This is a genomic window from Terrirhizobium terrae (genome assembly GCF_030323265.1).
Lineage (GTDB): Bacteria > Pseudomonadota > Alphaproteobacteria > Rhizobiales > Rhizobiaceae > Neorhizobium.
The window spans coordinates 982,598-1,000,246 of sequence record NZ_CP104992.1; the positions used below are offsets into that span (position 1 = coordinate 982,598).

The 17,649-nt window shown below is 62.2% G+C and carries 12 protein-coding genes and 4 pseudogenes; 2 read left to right on the forward strand and 14 right to left on the reverse strand.

Going from position 1 to position 17,649, the window contains the following annotated elements; all coding sequences use genetic code 11:
• The first annotated feature begins 145 nt into the window (after positions 1-145).
• A complete protein-coding gene (locus tag N7E02_RS12835) occupies positions 146-1,897 on the forward strand; it encodes a methyl-accepting chemotaxis protein (protein ID WP_286582331.1) in 1,752 nt (583 codons plus the stop codon).
• Between the two features lie 141 nt (positions 1,898-2,038).
• Here the strand turns inward: N7E02_RS12835 and N7E02_RS12840 are convergent, their stop codons facing one another.
• From N7E02_RS12840 to N7E02_RS12900, 13 genes and pseudogenes are all read right to left on the reverse strand, one after another.
• Positions 2,039-3,697, reverse strand: a complete 1,659-nt coding sequence (locus N7E02_RS12840; RefSeq protein WP_286582332.1) for an OFA family MFS transporter — start codon at positions 3,695-3,697, stop codon at positions 2,039-2,041.
• A 73-nt stretch (positions 3,698-3,770) separates the two neighbouring features.
• Positions 3,771-4,088: a formate dehydrogenase subunit delta gene (locus N7E02_RS12845; protein WP_286582333.1), complete on the reverse strand. Its 318-nt coding sequence runs from the start codon at positions 4,086-4,088 to the stop codon at positions 3,771-3,773.
• Positions 4,078-4,905, reverse strand: coding sequence for a formate dehydrogenase accessory sulfurtransferase FdhD (gene fdhD, locus N7E02_RS12850; RefSeq protein ID WP_286582336.1), 828 nt, complete (start codon positions 4,903-4,905; stop codon positions 4,078-4,080). The genes N7E02_RS12845 and fdhD overlap by 11 nt, the downstream gene beginning before the upstream one ends.
• Before the next feature lie 10 nt (positions 4,906-4,915).
• Positions 4,916-7,794: pseudogene (gene fdhF, locus N7E02_RS12855) on the reverse strand (formate dehydrogenase subunit alpha).
• A gap of 12 nt (positions 7,795-7,806) precedes the next feature.
• Positions 7,807-8,022 carry a DUF4287 domain-containing protein gene (locus N7E02_RS12860; protein ID WP_286582338.1) on the reverse strand — a complete coding sequence of 72 codons (216 nt, stop codon included), beginning with the start codon at positions 8,020-8,022 and terminating at the stop codon, positions 7,807-7,809.
• Positions 8,019-9,574: pseudogene (locus N7E02_RS12865) on the reverse strand (formate dehydrogenase beta subunit). The gene N7E02_RS12860 and the pseudogene N7E02_RS12865 overlap by 4 nt, the downstream one beginning before the upstream one ends.
• Entirely contained in the window at positions 9,571-10,050 is a 480-nt protein-coding gene (locus tag N7E02_RS12870) for a formate dehydrogenase subunit gamma (protein ID WP_286582339.1), read from the reverse strand. The pseudogene N7E02_RS12865 and the gene N7E02_RS12870 overlap by 4 nt, the downstream one beginning before the upstream one ends.
• A 111-nt stretch (positions 10,051-10,161) precedes the next feature.
• Complete coding sequence (locus N7E02_RS12875) at positions 10,162-11,076, reverse strand: LysR family transcriptional regulator (RefSeq protein ID WP_286582341.1); 915 nt, start codon at positions 11,074-11,076, stop codon at positions 10,162-10,164.
• Complete coding sequence (locus tag N7E02_RS12880; protein ID WP_286582343.1) at positions 11,073-11,882, reverse strand: phosphate/phosphite/phosphonate ABC transporter substrate-binding protein; 810 nt, start codon at positions 11,880-11,882, stop codon at positions 11,073-11,075. The genes N7E02_RS12875 and N7E02_RS12880 overlap by 4 nt, the downstream gene beginning before the upstream one ends.
• 92 nt (positions 11,883-11,974) lie before the next feature.
• A complete protein-coding gene (locus N7E02_RS12885) occupies positions 11,975-12,439 on the reverse strand; it encodes an enolase C-terminal domain-like protein (protein WP_286582345.1) in 465 nt (154 codons plus the stop codon).
• Positions 12,336-13,100, reverse strand: a complete 765-nt coding sequence (locus tag N7E02_RS12890; protein WP_286582346.1) for a mandelate racemase/muconate lactonizing enzyme family protein — start codon at positions 13,098-13,100, stop codon at positions 12,336-12,338. The genes N7E02_RS12885 and N7E02_RS12890 overlap by 104 nt, the downstream gene beginning before the upstream one ends.
• Before the next feature lie 229 nt (positions 13,101-13,329).
• A pseudogene (locus tag N7E02_RS12895) lies at positions 13,330-14,828 on the reverse strand (aldehyde dehydrogenase).
• Positions 14,829-14,841: 13 nt separating this feature from the next.
• Positions 14,842-15,987 carry an iron-containing alcohol dehydrogenase gene (locus N7E02_RS12900; RefSeq protein ID WP_286582347.1) on the reverse strand — a complete coding sequence of 382 codons (1,146 nt, stop codon included), beginning with the start codon at positions 15,985-15,987 and terminating at the stop codon, positions 14,842-14,844.
• A gap of 110 nt (positions 15,988-16,097) precedes the next feature.
• On the opposite strand from N7E02_RS12900, the gene N7E02_RS12905 reads away from it, so the two are divergent.
• Positions 16,098-16,994 carry a LysR substrate-binding domain-containing protein gene (locus N7E02_RS12905; RefSeq protein WP_286582349.1) on the forward strand — a complete coding sequence of 299 codons (897 nt, stop codon included), beginning with the start codon at positions 16,098-16,100 and terminating at the stop codon, positions 16,992-16,994.
• A 206-nt stretch (positions 16,995-17,200) separates the two neighbouring features.
• Here N7E02_RS12905 and N7E02_RS12910 read toward each other — a convergent pair.
• A pseudogene (locus N7E02_RS12910) lies at positions 17,201-17,567 on the reverse strand (F0F1 ATP synthase subunit epsilon).
• Positions 17,568-17,649: the final 82 nt, after the last annotated feature.

Here is a 17,649-nt window from a genome sequence, read left to right on the forward strand (position 1 = left end):
CTATTATTCATAATTCAAATAAAGTCCGCGTTAATTTTTAGATGTCCTAATATAAACGGAAGTTCAGCGCGTTGATTGGTTAACAGCGTCTTCCAATAACAACACGGCCGTAACCAGAGAGGTTAGGCGGTCTAGGGGACATTCCATGCTGGGACTGGGCAGGACGGCGGGTGCAGCGGACATACTGGCTGCGATTTCAAGATCTCAGGCAGTCATTCAATTCGATCTGAGCGGGCATATTCTCGATGCCAATACCAATTTTTGCCAAGCCCTCGGCTACTCGCTGGAGGAGATAAAGGGTAAGCATCACCGTATCTTCTGCGAGCCGGCCTATGCCGCATCAGAAGAATACAAGGCATTCTGGGCAAACCTCGCTGCCGGCAATTTCGATGCGCGGGAATACAAGCGCTTCACCAGGTCGGGCAGGGAAATCTGGATCCAGGCCTCCTACAACCCGATCCTGCGTCGAGGCAGGCCGCACAAGGTCGTCAAGATCGCGACCGACATCACGGCCGCTAGGATGCGCGCGGTGGAAGATGCGAGCAAGCTTCTCGCCATCAGCCGTTCCCAGGCCGTGATTGAATTCACTCCGGCCGGCGAAATTCTCGAAGCCAACGAGAACTTCTGCTCCGGCCTCGGTTATGATCTTTCCGAGATCAAGGGCCGTCATCACCGGATGTTCTGCGACCCGACCTATGCGGCCTCGGCCGAATATGCCGAATTCTGGAAACGGCTCGCCGGCGGCGAGTTCATCGCCGACGAATTCGTTCGCTACGGCAAGGGCGGCAAGGAAATCTGGATCCAGGCAGCCTATAACCCGATCGTCGACCTAAACGGCAAGGTCTGCAAGGTCGTCAAGTTCGCAACCGACGTCACGCCACGCATGAGCGCCATCGGCATGCTCGGCAACGGCCTGCGGGACTTGGCAAACGGCAAGCTCGACCAGGAGATCGGCACCCGCTTCGTCCCGAGCATGGAAACCACCCGTCACGACTTCAATGCGGTGGCCGCCAAGCTGCGCGACGCGATGAAAATCGTCGCCCAGAACGCCTCCGGCATCGCCGCCGCTTCTGTCGAGGTCCGCGACGCATCCCAGGAGCTCGCCCAACGCACGGAACAACAGGCAGCGTCGCTTGAAGAGGCCGCCGCCGCCCTGGAACAGGTCACCCGCACTGTCGGCGATTCAAGCCAGCGTGCTGAGGAGGCAGGGCGTCTGGTTACCAGCACGCGACAGAATGCCGAACAATCCGGCCTCGTCGTCCGCGACGCCATCTCCGCCATGGACGAGATCGCCAAATCCTCCAACGAGATCACCAACATCATCGGCGTGATCGACGACATCGCCTTTCAGACCAATCTCCTGGCCCTGAATGCGGGTGTCGAGGCGGCGCGAGCCGGTGAGGCCGGCAAGGGCTTTGCGGTTGTTGCGCAGGAAGTCCGTGAACTCGCCCAGCGCTCCGCCACTGCCGCCAAGGAAATCAAGACGCTGATCAACACGTCCAGCCACCAGGTTTCCGGCGGCGTCGAGCTTGTCGGCCGCACCGGCGCGTCGCTGAAGGACATGCTGTCCCAGGTCTCGAGCATCCACGAGAATGTCAGCGCGATCGTCGAAGCCTCACGGGAACAGGCAGCCAGCCTGCGCGAGATCAGCCAGGCGGTGAACCAGATGGACCACGCCACCCAGAAGAATGCGGCTATGGTGGAGGAAACCACCGCGGCGAGCCACTCGCTTGCCAACGAGGCCGAAAGCCTGCGCGGCCTGCTGATGCAGTTCGATATCGGCGGGGCTACGGCAGCCTCCGTGCAGATGGCACCCCGGGGCAGTCGCGTCACGCAGATGCCACTACACGCGCCCCATACCGACCTCAAGAAGGCGGTCGGCTGGGAAGATTTCTGAGCCATCCAGATAAACCGGCATGATGCCGGGATAATAACGTGGAGTAAAATTCGAGCCCGCTACGAGTGACCGTAGCGGGCTGTTTTTTCTTCAGACGGAAGGGGGCATGCTGCCCCAAATCTCTCTGATCCTTTTACCGGGCTAACCGAACAGCGCGAAGCTGCTCTTCAGCGTCACCCAGATGCCCCAGAGAAGCGGAATGCCGACCACAGCCCAGGCCATCGTCGCCTTGGCATCGAGACCGCCAGTGCCGATGCCGAAGGAACCGGTCGGACCGGGATTGGCAGCAGCGGTCTTCGCCTGCAGCGAGGCGACTTCCTCATCCGACATGAACCACTTGTCGGACAGCGGCCGGACCAGCGCATTGGCGATCAAGCCGAGCACCAGCATGCCGGCAAGGATATACATCGTGCCGGTATAGAGTGCCGGCCCGGGCGCCACGCCGGCGCTGATCTGTGCTTCGCGGATGTAGTTGACGACGACGGGACCGAGAATACCGGCGGTCGCCCAGGCGGTCAGCAGCCGGCCATGGATCGCGCCGACGAACTGGGTGCCGAAGACATCGGCCAGATAGGCCGGGATCGTTGCGAAACCGCCGCCATACATCGACAGGATGATGCCGAAGGCGAGGACGAACATCGCCTTGCTGCCCATATCCGCCAGGGTCGGTGCCAGTGCGTAGAGAACGATGCCGACCAAGAAGAAGCAGTAATAGGTACTCTTGCGGCCGATCTTGTCCGACAGAGAGGCCCAGAAGAACCGCCCGCCGATGTTGAACAGCGACAACAGGCCGGTAAAGCCTGCTGCAATCGCCGCGATCTGCGCCTTCTGGCCCGCGTCGAGCTGCGAGAAGGTCAGGTCAGGCAGGCCGATCAGCGAGCCCGCGAAGATTTCCTGCAGCATCGGCGAGGCCATGCCGAGAACGCCGATACCCGCCGAGACGTTGAGGCAGAGCACGGCCCAGATCAGCCAGAACTGCGGCGTCTTGTGGGCGTCGCGCAGATGCACATGCTTATGGGTGATCATCGTCTTACCCATGCTGACCGGCGGCGCCCAGCCTTCGGGACGCCAGCCTGCCGGCGGGATACGGTAGCCGAAGGCGCCGCCCATCATGAAAACGAAATAGATGGCCGCCATGACGATGAAGGTCTGCCAGACACCGACCGACACATCCGTCTTGAACGTATTCATCAGGATATTGGCAAGCGGAGCGCCGATCATCGCGCCGCCGCCGAAGCCCATGATCGCCATGCCGGTCGCCATGCCGCGCCGGTCGGGAAACCATTTGATCAGTGTCGAGACGGGCGAGATATAGCCGAGCCCGAGGCCGATGCCGCCGATGACGCCGGCTCCGAGCCACATCAGCCATAACTGGTGTGTCATCACGCCGATCGCGGCAATGACAATGCCACCGCACCAGCAGCAGGCCGAGACGAAGGCAGCCTTGCGCGGGCCGACCCGCTCAAGCCAGCCGCCCCAGAGCGCCGCGGAGCAACCGAGAAGCACGAAGAACAGCGTGTAAATCCAGCCGAGATCGGCCACGCGCCAGTTGCAGCTCGTGGTGAACAGGGCGGATACGAGATTGAGGCTGGCGCAGGAAGGATCGGGCGTGCCGGCAATCGCGCGCGTCAACGGCAACCAGAAGACGCTGAAACCATACGCCATGCCGATGCATAAGTGGATGGCGAGCGCTGCCGGCGGCACGAGCCATCGATTGAAGCCCGGTTTCGCGATGATCCGCTCCCTATCGAGCAGGCCGGGTTGTGTGAAATTCGTTGTTGTTGCCCCTGCGACTGCCATAAAATCCCTCCTCCAGATCCATGACTGAAAAACAAAGGCCGGCACAGATGGCCGGCGAAATCAAAATGATTATCTAGTTTTGCGGCGTCGCGAGCTCTGCCGGCTTGCTGTCGCCTCCCGCCACGCCGATCGGCGCCGGGGCAGGAGGCCTCTTGATCAATGCGGAAGCTTCCACGACCAACGGCATCAGTCCCTCTCCGCCGCGGTCGAGATGTTCGAACAGGTGCCGGCGCATGCGCGGCTCCCAGAATTTGTTGATATGGGTGGCAACGCCTTCCGTCCGCACCTTCTCCGGCTGGGACATGAAGAAGGTGGCGATCTGGTTCGCCATGCGGATCAGCTTGTCCTGTCCCTTATCATGCCCATCATCCTGGCCGGGTTCATGCGACATTCGAAACCGCTCCCACGGAAATGCGCTGCGCCCCCGAAAAGATCTCGAAATCCTCGCCGCGGGTGAGCGCCACCAGCGTCATGCCTGCCTCTTCCGCGGTGCGGATGGCAAGGGCGGTGGGCGCCGAAATGGCAACTAGCGTCGAGGAGCCGAGGATTGCGGCCTTCTGCACCATCTCGACGGAGATGCGGCTGGTGACGACGACAATGCCATCGGCACCGTTGCGGCCGGCGCGGATCACCGCACCTGCCAGCTTGTCGAGTGCATTGTGCCGACCGACATCCTCGCGCACGGCAATCAACCCTTCACCGGGAATGAAGAAGCCGGCACCGTGAACGGCGCGGGTTTCCGCATGCAGCGGCTGAGCGCCGTTGAGTGCGTCCATGGCCGTCGTGATGTCGCGCGGACCAAGCGTCATCGAGATTTCCGAGACATCCGGCACGACGCGCATCGCCTGATCGATCGACTCGATGCCGCATAGCCCGCAGCCCACCGGCCCGGCCATGTGCCGGCGACGGGCACGCAACGCATCTTCCTTGTCCTCGGCAAGCCGCACCTGAACGTCGAGCCCACGGCCCTCGTCCAGAACCGTGACCTCCTCGATCTCGTCCATCGAGGTGATCACGCCTTCGGTCAGGCTGAAGCCGACCGCAAAGTCCTCCAGATCCGCCGGCGTGCCCATCATCACCGCATGGGTCGAACCGCCATAGGAGAAGGCGATCGGCACCTCTTCAGGCACGGAACGGCTTCCGGCACGAACGACGCCATTGCGGCGAATGATTTCCTGCGCAACGGTGGTCGTTTTGAAACCCGCCATTCATTTGTCCTTACTCTGCTGCTTCCAGCTTGCCCGCAATGCGTCGCGACCGTCGCGACAGCGCGTCGTAATCGCTCTGCCATTCGGTGGGGCCGTTGGATGGTGATACCTGAACTGCCGTCACTTTATACTCAGGGCAGTTTGTCGCCCAGTCCGAAAAATCGGTTGTTATGACATTAGCCTGCGTATCCGGATGGTGGAAGGTTGTATAGACCACCCCCGGCGCCACGCGGTCGGTGATCAGCGCCCTGAGCGTCGTATCGCCGGAGCGGCTGGCAAGCTTGATCCAGTCGCCATCCTTCACGCCGCGCTGTTCGGCATCATGCGGATGGATCTCCAGCCGGTCTTCCGCATGCCAGGCGACATTCTCCGTCCGACGCGTTTGGGCGCCGACATTATACTGGCTGAGGATGCGGCCGGTCGTGAGAAGCAGCGGGAAGCGCGGGCCGGTGCGCTCGTCCGTCGCCACATATTCGGTGCGAATGAACTTGCCCTTGCCGCGCACGAAGCCGTCGACATGCATGATCGGCGAACCTTCCGGATGCGCCTCGTTGCACGGCCACTGAACCGAGCCGAGCTTTTCCAGATAATCGTAGGAGACGAGCGCGAAGCTCGGCGTCGTCGCGGCAATCTCATCCATGATTTCGGACGGATGCGCATAGTTCCAGTTGAGCCCCATCGCCTGGGCAAGCTTTTGGGTCACTTCCCAGTCGGCATAACCGTTCTTCGGGCTCATCACCTTGCGGACGCGGTTGATACGCCGCTCGGCATTGGTGAAGGTGCCGTCCTTTTCCAGGAAGGTCGAACCCGGCAGAAAGACATGGGCGTAATTGGCCGTCTCATTTAAAAAGAGGTCGTGCACGACGACACATTCCATCGCTTCGAGGCCGGCCGAGACATGCTTGGTATCCGGATCGGACTGCAGGATATCCTCGCCCTGAATGTAGATGCCCTTGAACGTGCCCTCGACGGCGGCATCCAGCATATTGGGGATGCGCAGGCCCGGTTCGTTGGCGAGCGTCACGCCCCAGAGTTTCTCGAACGTGTCGCGTGTGGCATCGTCCGAAATATGGCGATAGCCCGGCAGCTCGTGCGGGAAGGAGCCCATGTCGCAGGAGCCCTGCACATTGTTCTGGCCGCGCAGCGGGTTCACCCCGACGCCCGGGCGACCGATATTGCCGGTTGCCATCGCAAGATTGGCGATCGCCATGACAGTCGTCGAGCCCTGACTGTGCTCGGTAACGCCGAGCCCGTAATAGATCGCCCCGTTGCCGCCGGTGGCAAACAGCCGGGCAGCGCCGCGGATCAGCGAAGGCTCGACGCCGGTGAACGGTTCGATCGCTTCCGGGCTGTGCTGCTCTTCGGCGACGAAGGCCGCCCAATCCTCGAATTCCGACCAGTCGCAGCGCTCGCGGATGAATTGTTCGTCGAACAGGCCTTCGGTAACGATGACATGCGCCAGCGCCGTCATGACTGCAACATTGGTGCCGGGCTTCAGCGGCAGGTGGTAGGCAGCCGCGACATGCGGTGTCTTGACGAGATCGATGCGGCGCGGATCGATGACGATCAGCTTGGCGCCCTGGCGCAAACGCTTCTTCAGCCGCGAGCCGAAGACCGGATGCCCGTCGGTCGGGTTGGCGCCGATCACGATCACCACGTCGGTATGTTCGACGCTGTCGAAATTCTGCGTGCCGGCCGAGGTGCCGAACGCCTGGCCGAGACCGTAGCCGGTCGGCGAATGGCAGACGCGGGCGCAGGTATCAACATTGTTGTTGCCGAAACCGGCGCGGATCAGCTTCTGAACGAGGAAGGTTTCCTCATTGGTGCAGCGCGACGAGGTGATGCCGCCAATCGATCCCGGCCATACTGATACTGGATGCGGCGAAACTCGGAGGCGACATGCGCATAGGCCTCTTCCCAGGTCACTTCTCGCCATGGATCGGAGATCTTTTCGCGGATCATCGGGTTGAGGATGCGGTCCTTGTGGGTCGCATAGCCATACGCAAAGCGGCCCTTGACGCAGGAATGGCCGCGGTTCGCCTGCCCGTCCTTCCACGGCACCATACGAACCAGCTCTTCGCCGCGCATCTCCGCCTTGAAGGAACAGCCGACGCCGCAATAGGCGCAGGTCGTCACCGCCGAATGTTCCGGCTGGCCGATCGAAATCACCGACTTTTCCATCAGCGTCGCCGTCGGGCAGGCCTGCACGCAGGCGCCGCAGGAGACGCATTCGGAATCGAGAAAATGCTCGTGCGCGCCGGGCGATACCCGGCTCCCGAAACCACGTCCCTCGATCGTCAGCGCGAACGTGCCCTGCACTTCCTCGCAGGCGCGCACGCAGCGGGAGCAGACGATGCATTTCGACGGGTCATAGGTGAAGTAAGGGTTCGACTCGTCCTTCGGCATCCACTTGGCGTTGATCTCGCCGCTGTTGCGGGCGCGGACATGGTTGTCACCCTCATAGCCGTAGCGGACATCGCGCAGGCCGACGGCGCCCGCCATGTCCTGCAATTCGCAGTCACCATTGGCGGCGCAGGTGAGACAGTCGAGCGGATGGTCGGAGATATAAAGCTCCATCACGCCCTTGCGGATATCCTTCAGCCGGCCCGTCTGAGTATGAACCACCATGCCCGCCGCAACGGGCGTGGTGCAGGAAGCGGGCGTGCCGTTGCGCCCCTCGATCTCGACGAGGCACAGGCGGCAGGAGCCGAACGCATCGACCATATCGGTGGCGCAGAGCTTCGGCACCTTGATACCGGCCTCCATCGAGGCCCGCATGATCGACGTGCCTTCCGGCACGGTAATGTCGCGACCGTCGATGGTAAGTGTCACCTGGGCCTCAGACCGCGATGCCGGCGTGCCGTAGTCGATTTCATGAACGAGGGACATGCGTTGCTCCTCCTAGCTTGCGCTCTTTTCGGCCAGCGTGTGCGCCACAAGCGCATTCGCATGGCCGTGCCCGAGACCGTGCTCGGCTTTCAGCCAGCCCACGATTTCCATATGTTTCCTGCCGGCCTGCTGCAGGATCAGGCTCTTCCAGTGCTCGATCGGCTTGCCATATGTTTTCTCTATCGACGGGAAATAGCTCGCCGGACCCTTGACCTTCGTCTCCGTCATTCCGCAGCCTCCACCATCGGTGCCGGCGAAAAGTCCTCCGGGAAATGCTTCATCGCGCTCATCACCGGATAGGGCGTGAACCCGCCGAGCGCACACAACGAGCCGAATTTCATCGTGTTGCAGAGGTCGGCGAGCAGTGCCCGGTTCTTATCCGGCTCGATGCCTTGCCTGATCTTGTCGGCGGTTTCGACGCCGCGGGTCGAGCCGATGCGGCAGGGCGTGCACTTGCCGCAGCTTTCGATGGCGCAGAATTCCATCGCGAACCGCGCCTGCTTCAGCATGTCGGCCGTATCGTCGAACACCGTGATGCCCGCATGGCCGATCAGCCCATCCTTGGCCGCGAAGGATCTGTAATCGAACGGTGTGTTGAACAGTGCCCGCGGGAAATAGGCGCCGAGCGGCCCGCCCACCTGCACCGCCTTGACCGGCCGTCCCGTCGACGTGCCGCCGCCGATATGATCGACGATCTCGCCGAGCGAAAGGCCGAAGGCCGTCTCGAACAACCCGCCATGCTTGACGTTGCCGGCGATCTGGATCGGGATAGTACCGCGCGACCGGCCCATGCCGAAATCGCGATAGAACTCCGCGCCGCGATCCATGATGATCGGCACCGAGGCGAGCGAAATGACATTGTTGACCACCGTCGGCCTGCCGAGAAAGCCCTGCAGCGCCGGCAGCGGCGGCTTTGCACGCACAATGCCGCGCTTGCCTTCCAGCGAATTGAGCAGCGACGTCTCCTCGCCGCAGACATAGGCGCCGGCACCGGACCGGATTTCCATGTCGAAGACGTGGGCGGAGTCGAGTACCGAAGGCCCGAGAATGCCGGCTTGCCGAGCGATCTCTACCGCCGTCGTCATCGTCGCGATCGCATGCGGATATTCCGAGCGGATATAGACATAACCCTTGGTCGCGCCGGTCGCGACCGCGGCAATCGCCATGCCCTCGATCAGCACGAAGGGATCACCCTCCATGATCATCCGGTCGGCGAAGGTCGCGCTGTCGCCTTCATCTGCATTGCAGACGATGTATTTTTGGCTAGCCGCCGCATCCAACACCGTCTTCCACTTGATGCCGGTCGGGAAACCCGCGCCGCCGCGACCGCGAAGACCGCTGTCGGTGACCTGTTTGACGATATCCGCCGGCGCCATGCCGACAGCCTTTTCAAGCCCCTTCAAGCCCTGGTACTGGCGATAGTCATCTAGCGAAAGCGGATCGGTGACGCCGCAGCGGGCGAAGGTCAGGCGTGTCTGCTGACGAAGGAAGGAATTTCCTTCGTCAGCCCAAGACAGAGTTCATGGCCTCCGCCTTCGATCAGGCCCGCATCGAACAGGCCTCCCACATCGCCGGGTTTGACCGGCCCGTAGGCGATACGGCCGCGCTCGGTCCGCACCTCCACCAGAGGCTCCAGCCAGAACATGCCGCGTGACCCGTTGCGCACGATCCGGGCCTCAAGCCCGCGGGCTTTCACTTCCCGTTCGATGGCCTTCGCCACCTTCTCGGCGCCGAGCGCTAGGGCGGCCGCATCCTTGGGAACGAAAATCGTTACGGTCATCGGCGTGCCTCCGCCACCATGTCGGCAAGACAGTGCTCGTCGACCCGGCCATAGACTTCATCATCCAGCATCGCCGCCGGCGCGCAGGCGCAGAGGCCGAGACAGTAGACGGGCTCCAGCGTCACCGCGCCGTCGAGCGTCGTCTGGTGGAAATCGATGCCGAGCAATTGCCGCGCCCGATCTGCAATATGGTCGCTGCCCATCGATTGACAGGCCTCGGCCCGACAGAGCTTCAGCACATGCCGGCCCGCCGGATGGTCGCGGAACTCGTGATAAAAGGTAACGACGCCATGCACCTCGGCACGCGACAGGTTGAGCTCGCTGGCAATGACCGGCTTTACCTCTTCCGGCACGTAACCGAACTCCGCCTGAATGGCATGCAGGATCGGCAGCATCGGACCTTCCAGGCCTTTCAGCTCCTGGATGATCGGAAGGGCACGCTCGGCATAGGCGCCGCTCGCTACACGCACATTCATTCCTGACAGCCTCCCAGCCATTCGCCGCGAAGGAAAAACCAAAGCGGCAAATGCATTTATGTTGCCGGAAGTCTGACAAGAGGTAGCAGCAGGATCAATAAGGCTGTTCGGTTACGCGATAGAAAAAACTATCGATTTTCGTCGCTCAAGTTGAGGCTGCGCGCCTCGTGAAGCAAAGCGGAAACGAGCGGCGTGAACGGTTCGCGATGCGTGGCGACCAGCCCGACGACATGCACCGCTTCGGGCTCGACGATCAGGAATCATGCGAATCTTGTCCGAAAATCCGAAGGATCGGGCGACATTTCGCGGCATTATGCTTGCCCACCGCCCCGTTGCGACGTGGGAAAGCAGAACGACCATGGAATTCGATTCCAGCATCGGCCTTACCGGGATACCGGCATTGCTCAGGTTCTGGTTGATAATGCGCCGGTTCTGCATGTCCGGGGTCAATAGGCAAAGCCGAACGCCGCCCATATCGGCCCAGGTCACGGTTTCGCGATCTGCGAATGCCGTGCCTTCGGCGGTGACGAGCGTGTAGCGCTCGGCATAGAGCGGTACGCTGGTGACCCGACCAAGCGGCTCGTTATCGAGATAGGTGATCCCCGCATCGATCTCGAAATTGTCGAGCTGGGACAGAACCTGCAGCGAGTTTCGCGAGACAACCGAGAAGGTCACATCCGGATGCCGGGCCTGGAACGGCTCTGTCAGCCGCGGCACCATGGCAAGCGCGGTCGGGATGACGGCGAGCCTGATATGGCCGGTCAGGCCTTTGTGGGCCGCACGCATCTCCTCTCGCATGGTGCGGGCATCACCGACGATACGGCGCGCCCATTCCAGCACCCGCTGGCCCTCCGGGGTCAGCCCCTGATAACGGGATCCACGCAGAACGAGCTGCACCCCGAGGCTCTCTTCCAACTGGCGGATGGCGGCGGAGAGAGACGGCTGGGAAATGCCGCACTCTTCGGCCGCCCGCCCGAAATGGCCCTCCTTTGCCAGCGCGATAAAAAATTCCAGCTTGTCGATCATGCCGATATCCGAGCCGGAATAACCGATGCGGCAGCCTGAAGGCCAAGCCACGCCTGAACCAGCGCCCAATTCTCTGCAAGGGGTGCATAGGCGGATGCGTCTGTTCGCACGAAGCCGGTGAGAAGAAGAGTCTCGCGCGCTGCGGGTCCAAGTCGATCAACTGCTTCCTCCATCGCATCGGCAAGCGCGTCCCGGGCATCTTCGGGCAATGCGGTGATCAGAGGCAGGCCGAGTGTCGGCAGCGTGTTGCCAACTATCTCCACCTCCGAGGCCACAGCCATATGGCGCTTGGCCAGCTGAAACGAGACCGCATCGATCGCGGCCAGATCCACCCGCCCATCCGCGACCGCTTCGACAGAGGCGCGATGCGATCCGGTCATCTCGATCCTGATCGCCGCCGCATCCGCACCGGCCGCCATCAGCGATGTCATCAGAGTCGCATAGCCTGACTGCGACTTGAGGTCATTGACCGCAACGCGGCCGGTAAAGCGCTCTAGGCCTGAGTGACTGCGACCCCGAGGCGCGATCAGCACACTATAGTAAAAGCCCGGCCAGCAGCCTATATCATAAGCCGGCGTGCCGATTAGCCGGACAGCGCTGGCAAGATCGGTGGCGAAGGGCAGCCCGCAGGTCTGGCCGATCAGAAGGTCCGGCGAACGCCAGAAAGAGGCAAGGTCGTCTTCGCGCCAAAGACAGTCCGACGCATCGAAGCCACGGGTACGCAGAGAGTGCTGCAGCGTGCTCCAGAACGCGTCGGCCGCATCACGGACCTCCGGCCAGTCATACATGGGAAAGCCCGCCAGCATCGCTCCTCCGATCTTTCGCGCCCGACATGTCTAGACGCTTCCGGCCCGGCATGCCAACAGCCAAGTTAGAGGTATCGCGCTCCGACGGTCGATCAGCCGATCCGCGTCGCCTTCAGCCGTTCTTCGTCGAGCACGATTCCGAGACCCGGCGCCTCGCCGAGCTCCAGCCAGCCATTGCTGTGCTTGAGCGGTGAAGCCATCGGATAGTCCCGCCGCGCCTCGCTCCATTCGGGATTGTCATAAGGATATTCGAGGAAGGGCGCATCACCGACACCGGCCGTCAGATGCGCATTGGCCAGCACGCCGATACCGTTGGTCCAGCTGTGCGGGGTAAACGTCACGCCCGCCTCGCGCGCCTGATAGACGAGCCTGCGGCACCCGGTTAAGCCGCCGACCAGCGCCACATCCGGCTGGATCACGTCAAAGGCGCGCTCCTCGATGATGTCGCGGAATTCATAGAGCTCGCGGGTCATCTCGCCACCGGCGATCCTCACCGACGTTGCCTCCTTCAGCGCCTTCATGCCCTTGCGGTCGGAGCGGAACAGCGGTTCTTCCATCCAGTAGATACCGAGCTTCTTCCAGTTCCTTCGCCACCGCCAGCGCATCCTTGAACGTCCAGGGCAAGGTCGTATCCCAGGGCATCCGCCAGCCTTGGTTACAGTCGACCATCAGTTCAAGACGATCGCCTACCCGAGCACGGATCGCCTCCAGCGCCTTCACGTCGTCTCGCCATCCCGACCGGCCTCCGGCAGAGGATGAGAAGCGCACCTTCATCGCCGGAAAGCCCTCCTCGACATAACGCTCCGCCTGATCGGCCATGGCGGACGGCTCGCGCAGCACGCCGGAGGAGGCATAGAGTCGTACCCTGTCGGACCGACCGCCGAGCATGCGCCAGACCGGTTCTCCGGTGATCTTTCCCGCCAGATCCCACAGAGCGAGGTCCATCGGCCAGCAGCGGCCATAGTGGAAATTGATATGCGAGAGCACCTCGTAATGCCGTTCCAGATGCCGAGGATCCTCGCCGATGAACAAGTCCTCGTGGCCATCAAACCCCTTCATCAGGTCGCCCGAGCCGATGCCTTCTCGGCCCTCGTCATCCTTCACGCGCACGATCGTCGCATCGAAATGCCTGCGCGGCCGCCCATCCCAGCTCGCCTTGAACGGCGGATCGAGCGGGAGACGATGGTGGGTGATTTCGATGGATGCGATGCGGCTCATGCTGTCTGTTCCCTCGTTTATCTTCGGCCTGCGTCTTGTCCTGTCGCCGGCGAATGCCCCTCATCCGCCTGCCGGCACCTTCTCCCCGCAAGCGGGGCGAATGAGAAATGACGCACCGTCTCCGCCCCTCTGCAGCCTCGGGTGAGGCACGTCCCCTCGCCCCGTTTACGGGGAGAGGGGAGCGCAGCTTGCTGCGCTCTGGGTGAGGGGCAAACCCGACCAACAGGCATCACCCGAATTGCTGCCAGATCGTCTTGTAATCGCAATATTTGTCGATCGCATGCACCGAACGATCCCGCCCGAAACCGGACTGCTTGAAGCCGCCGAACGGTGTGGCAAAATTCGACATGTCATAGGTATTGATCCACACCGTGCCGGCATGCAGGTTTTCCGAGAACCGGTGCGCGCGATCCATGTCTTTTGTGAACACAGCGCCGGCCAGGCCATAGATCGTGTCATTGGCCAGCCGCAGCGCCTCCTCCTCCGTATCGAAGGGAATGGCCGCCAGAACCGGCCCAAAGATTTCCTGGCGGGCGAGGCTCATGTCATTGGTCATGTCGACAAAGACGCCGGGCGAAACGTAATAACCGCCCGTCTCCGACAGCACCTGTTCGGCACCGAATGCCCGCCGTGCCCTTCTCTCTCGCCGGCCTCGATCAACCCGAGCACCTTGTCCATATGCGCCTGTTCGATCAGCGCGCCGATCTGTGCTGAAGGCTCGAAGGGATGGGCAAGCGTTATATCGTTTCTCGTCACCGCTTCGATCTTCCCGATCAGCCTTTCCTGCACCGAACGTTCGACCAACAACCGCGTCGAGGCATGGCATGTTTCACCGGAATTGTAGAAGCAGCCCCAAGCGGCGGCAGAGGCCGCCGCATCGAGATCGGCATCCTCGAAGACGACGAGCGGCGACTTGCCGCCGAGTTCCAGCGCCACGCGCTTCACGTTGGATTGCGCCGCATAACCCATGATCAGCTTGCCGACCTCGGTCGAGCCGGTGAAGGCGATCATGTCGACATCCATATGCAGCGCCAGCGGCTTTCCCGCCTCCTCGCCGTAACCGGTGACGACGTTGAAGACGCCTGCTGGTAGTCCCGCCTCGACCGCTAAGGCCGCCAGCCGGATCGCCGAGAGCGACGACTGTTCGGCCGGCTTCAGCACTACCGAATTGCCGGCGGCGATCGACGGCCCGAGCTTCCAGGCATCGATGATCATCGGATAGTTCCAGGGCGTAATTGCCCCGATGACGCCGATGGGCACCTTGCGGACCAGCGCGCGGGCATTCGGTCCGGTTGGCGCGATCTCGTCATAGAGCTTGTCGATCATCTCGCCATAGAACTGGATGCCGTCGGCGCAGAGCCGGACATCGACGTTCAGCGAAGCTAGCACCGGCTTGCCGACATCGAGCGTCTCCAGCATGGCGAGCTCCTCGCCATGAGCGCGGATCAGCTCCGCCCATTTCAGCATGATCTTCTTCTTTTCGAGCGGGTCCTTCTTCCGCCACACGCCGCTCTCGAAAGCTGCCCGTGCCGAGGCGACGGCCGCATCGATATCAGCCTGCCCGCCGCGCGCCAGTTTCGCTCCAGGTTTCCCGTCCATCGGCCGTGTGCGGGTGAAGGTCTCGCCGGACACTGCATCACGATAGGCGCCGTCAATAAAATGGCGGCCTTCGAGCGTCAGCGTCGAAAGCGCGGTTTCCCAATAGTTGCGGGTATATGTCCTGGTCATCGGAGTATTCTCCTCAAAGCGTTTTCGGCAGCGCTATGATCCTGGCGGCGAAGGCATCGATATCGGCGTCGGAAATGTCGCGAACGGTCGAGCGACGCATCGGCTGGTTTTCCGGCTCGCGCATCTCGCTGGCGAGATCTTCGGCAGTCAGGCCATTGAAGGCCTTGGGCAGAGCGCGAACCACCTCGCAGCGATCCATCAACTCGGTCACGAGGCCCGGCAGAGCCGCCGCATCGGCGAGGCCGAGTGCCCGGGCAGCCTCGTTGAGATCGGCCGTGTCGGCATCGACAAGCCAGGGCAGCGTCTCCTCGAAGCCGAGTGCCGTGGCAAGCCCGTGATGCACCGGCGCCATTCCCGCTAGCGCATGGCTGATATTGTGGGCGACCGCCGTGCCGCAATTGTCGATGGCGATACCGGCATAGCAGGAGCCGAGCAGCACTTTACCGCGCGCTTCCAGATTGCCGGGCGCCTTGACGGCGGCTTCGAGCGAGCCCGCCACCAGCCGCATCGCCTCATGGGCGTAGAGTTTCGCACCCACATGGGCATTCCGGTTGGTGCAGGCCTCGAAAGCGTGGATGAAGGCGTCCATGCCGCACCATGCGGTCAGATGCGGTGGCAGGGAAATCGTCAGCTCGGGATCGAGCAACACCAGATCGGCCTTGGTCTCCGCACCCCAGATCCAGAGCTTCTTGCCTTCCGGCCCAGCAAAGATATTGGTGGCCGATGTCTCCGAACCCGTCCCGGCCGTCGTCGGCACCATGATCTTCTTCAACGGTTTCTTCGGCAAGGGATTAGCCGCCAGCGCGTAGAACATCGGATCCTCACCGGAGGCGGCACAGCAGGCCGCGACCTTGGCGATATCGAGCGCCGACCCGCCGCCGATGCCGACCACGACGTCAGCGCCCTTTGCCAGTTCACTCGCTGCCTGCAGATGCGTCAGCTTCGGTTCGCCGGAGAAGTCGGAATAGAGACGTGGCTCGATACCGGCTGCCGCCAGTTCACCGGCAAGGCTCTTCGCCAACCCTGTCGCGGCAAGGAAGCCATCCATGACGATCAGGGCCGCCCGTGCGCCCTCGAAGCCTTTAACCGCAGTAGGAAGCTCGTGGAACAGGCCGGAACCGAAGCGTATGTCCGGAATGAAGGAAGTGGAGAACTGCATGAATGCCCGCCGACGCGATGAATGATGCGCGCACTCTGCATCACAATGTCAGCTCTTCAAATCCATCGAAATATCAGGTTATTTGATGATCTGAGATCATGGAGAGGCTGATGCTGGATCGCATACCCTTGGAAGCATTCCGCGTCTTCGATGCCGCCTGCCGCTACATGAATTTTTCCCGCGCAGGCCGCGAGCTGCATATCACCCAGGCGGCAGTCAGCCGGCGCATTCAGGGCCTAGAGGAACAGCTCGGCGCAAAACTCTTCACCCGCCGCGGCCGCAATCTGGCGCTCACGCCGGAGGGCGACCGACTGGCCCAGCGTGTGCGCGCAACGCTGGACTATCTGGAGGAGAGCCTTGAACCCTTCCGTGGTGGTGGACGCGAAACGATCTCGATCGCCGCCAGTGGCTCCGTCTCGCATCTCTGGCTCGCCAAGCGGCTCAAGGATTTCGACAATGAAAGCCCATCGGTCTCTGTCCGGCTGCTGACCACCGACGCCCCTTCGGAACTTGCGTCCGAAGCCAACGACCTCGTGATCCTCTATTCCACCGGCGAACATCCGCGCTGGAACCTGACGCTGCTGATGAAGGAAGAGCTTGTGCCGGTGGCCTCGCCGGATTTCATTGAAAGACTCAGGATCGATCCCGCCGCCATCGCCCCGCACGAAATAGCCCGTCTCGACCTCATCGACTACGAACGTTTCAACGCCCACTGGATCTCGTTTCGCCAATGGTTCGCGCGGCTGCCCGATCCACCCAAAGCACGCATCACGCCCCGCCTCTCCTTCTCAACCTACTCGCTGGCGGTGGACGCGGCGCTGCGCGGCGAAGGCGTCACGCTCGGCAGTATCGGCCTCATCGCGGATGAACTGGCTACGGGCGCGCTCGTCGAGCTGGGCTCTCGGCGGCTGGAGACCGGTTACGGCTACCATCTCGGCATGCCGCGCTATCGTTCGCTGACGCCCGGAGCGGCACGGCTGCATCAGCACCTGCTGTCGGGGATTTGACACCCGGCAGCCGGAGCTCGTAGCGAGAGCGCCCCTCCCCTGCCGTCATGCTCGGGCTTGTCCCGAGCATCTACTACCGTCCCATTGTTCTCGACGTGGTTGGATCCTTGGGAGCCCGAGGATGACGACGCGCCTGGAAGGCGACCCCATAACGCAAAAGGCGGCCCGCAAGGACCGCCTTCATAAAAACTGTTATCTCGAGCGAATTACGCTGCGACGACGACGCCGTTGAGATGCGTCAGTTCGGCGAGGAACTGCTCGAGCTTGGTCTTGTGCTCGTCGCTGTTTGCCTTGCCGATATCGGCCTGGGTCGCCTCGATACGTTTCTGCAGCGTGTCGTGGGTCAGCTCGGCGGCCGGGACGGCGGATTCTGCGAGCAGCGTACAGCTGTCCGGCAGGATGTCGATCGAGCTTCACGGTGACCACGCCGGGCTTGATCGTCGTCATTGTCGGCGCGTGGTTGACCAGCACCGTCATTTCGCCAAGCGTCGCCGGGATCACCACTTCGGAGACCTTCTCCGAAACGAGCAGGCGCTCGGGCGAAACCAGTTCAAAGTTGAAAGCGTCGGCCATGATGGTCCACTTCCTATGGCAGATCCTGCAAGGCGCCTGATCGGCTCGGCATGCGGGACTGCGTGAAAATTCGAATTCTTAC

Excerpts from the sequence above, each read along its gene's own strand:
- N7E02_RS12905 (WP_286582349.1), top strand. The coding sequence starts at position 16,098 with ATGCTGGATCGCATACCCTTGGAAGCATTCCGCGTCTTCGATGCCGCC.
- N7E02_RS12900 (WP_286582347.1), bottom strand. The coding sequence starts at position 15,987 with ATGCAGTTCTCCACTTCCTTCATTCCGGACATACGCTTCGGTTCCGGC.
- N7E02_RS12890 (WP_286582346.1), bottom strand. The coding sequence starts at position 13,100 with ATGAGCCGCATCGCATCCATCGAAATCACCCACCATCGTCTCCCGCTC.
- N7E02_RS12870 (WP_286582339.1), bottom strand. The coding sequence starts at position 10,050 with ATGAATGTGCGTGTAGCGAGCGGCGCCTATGCCGAGCGTGCCCTTCCG.
- fdhD (WP_286582336.1), bottom strand. The coding sequence starts at position 4,905 with ATGGCGGGTTTCAAAACGACCACCGTTGCGCAGGAAATCATTCGCCGC.
- N7E02_RS12835 (WP_286582331.1), top strand. The coding sequence starts at position 146 with ATGCTGGGACTGGGCAGGACGGCGGGTGCAGCGGACATACTGGCTGCG.
- N7E02_RS12840 (WP_286582332.1), bottom strand. The coding sequence starts at position 3,697 with ATGGCAGTCGCAGGGGCAACAACAACGAATTTCACACAACCCGGCCTG.
- N7E02_RS12860 (WP_286582338.1), bottom strand. The coding sequence starts at position 8,022 with ATGACGGAGACGAAGGTCAAGGGTCCGGCGAGCTATTTCCCGTCGATA.
- N7E02_RS12845 (WP_286582333.1), bottom strand. The coding sequence starts at position 4,088 with ATGTCGCATGAACCCGGCCAGGATGATGGGCATGATAAGGGACAGGAC.
- N7E02_RS12875 (WP_286582341.1), bottom strand. The coding sequence starts at position 11,076 with ATGATCGACAAGCTGGAATTTTTTATCGCGCTGGCAAAGGAGGGCCAT.
- N7E02_RS12880 (WP_286582343.1), bottom strand. The coding sequence starts at position 11,882 with ATGCTGGCGGGCTTTCCCATGTATGACTGGCCGGAGGTCCGTGATGCG.
- N7E02_RS12885 (WP_286582345.1), bottom strand. The coding sequence starts at position 12,439 with ATGGAAGAACCGCTGTTCCGCTCCGACCGCAAGGGCATGAAGGCGCTG.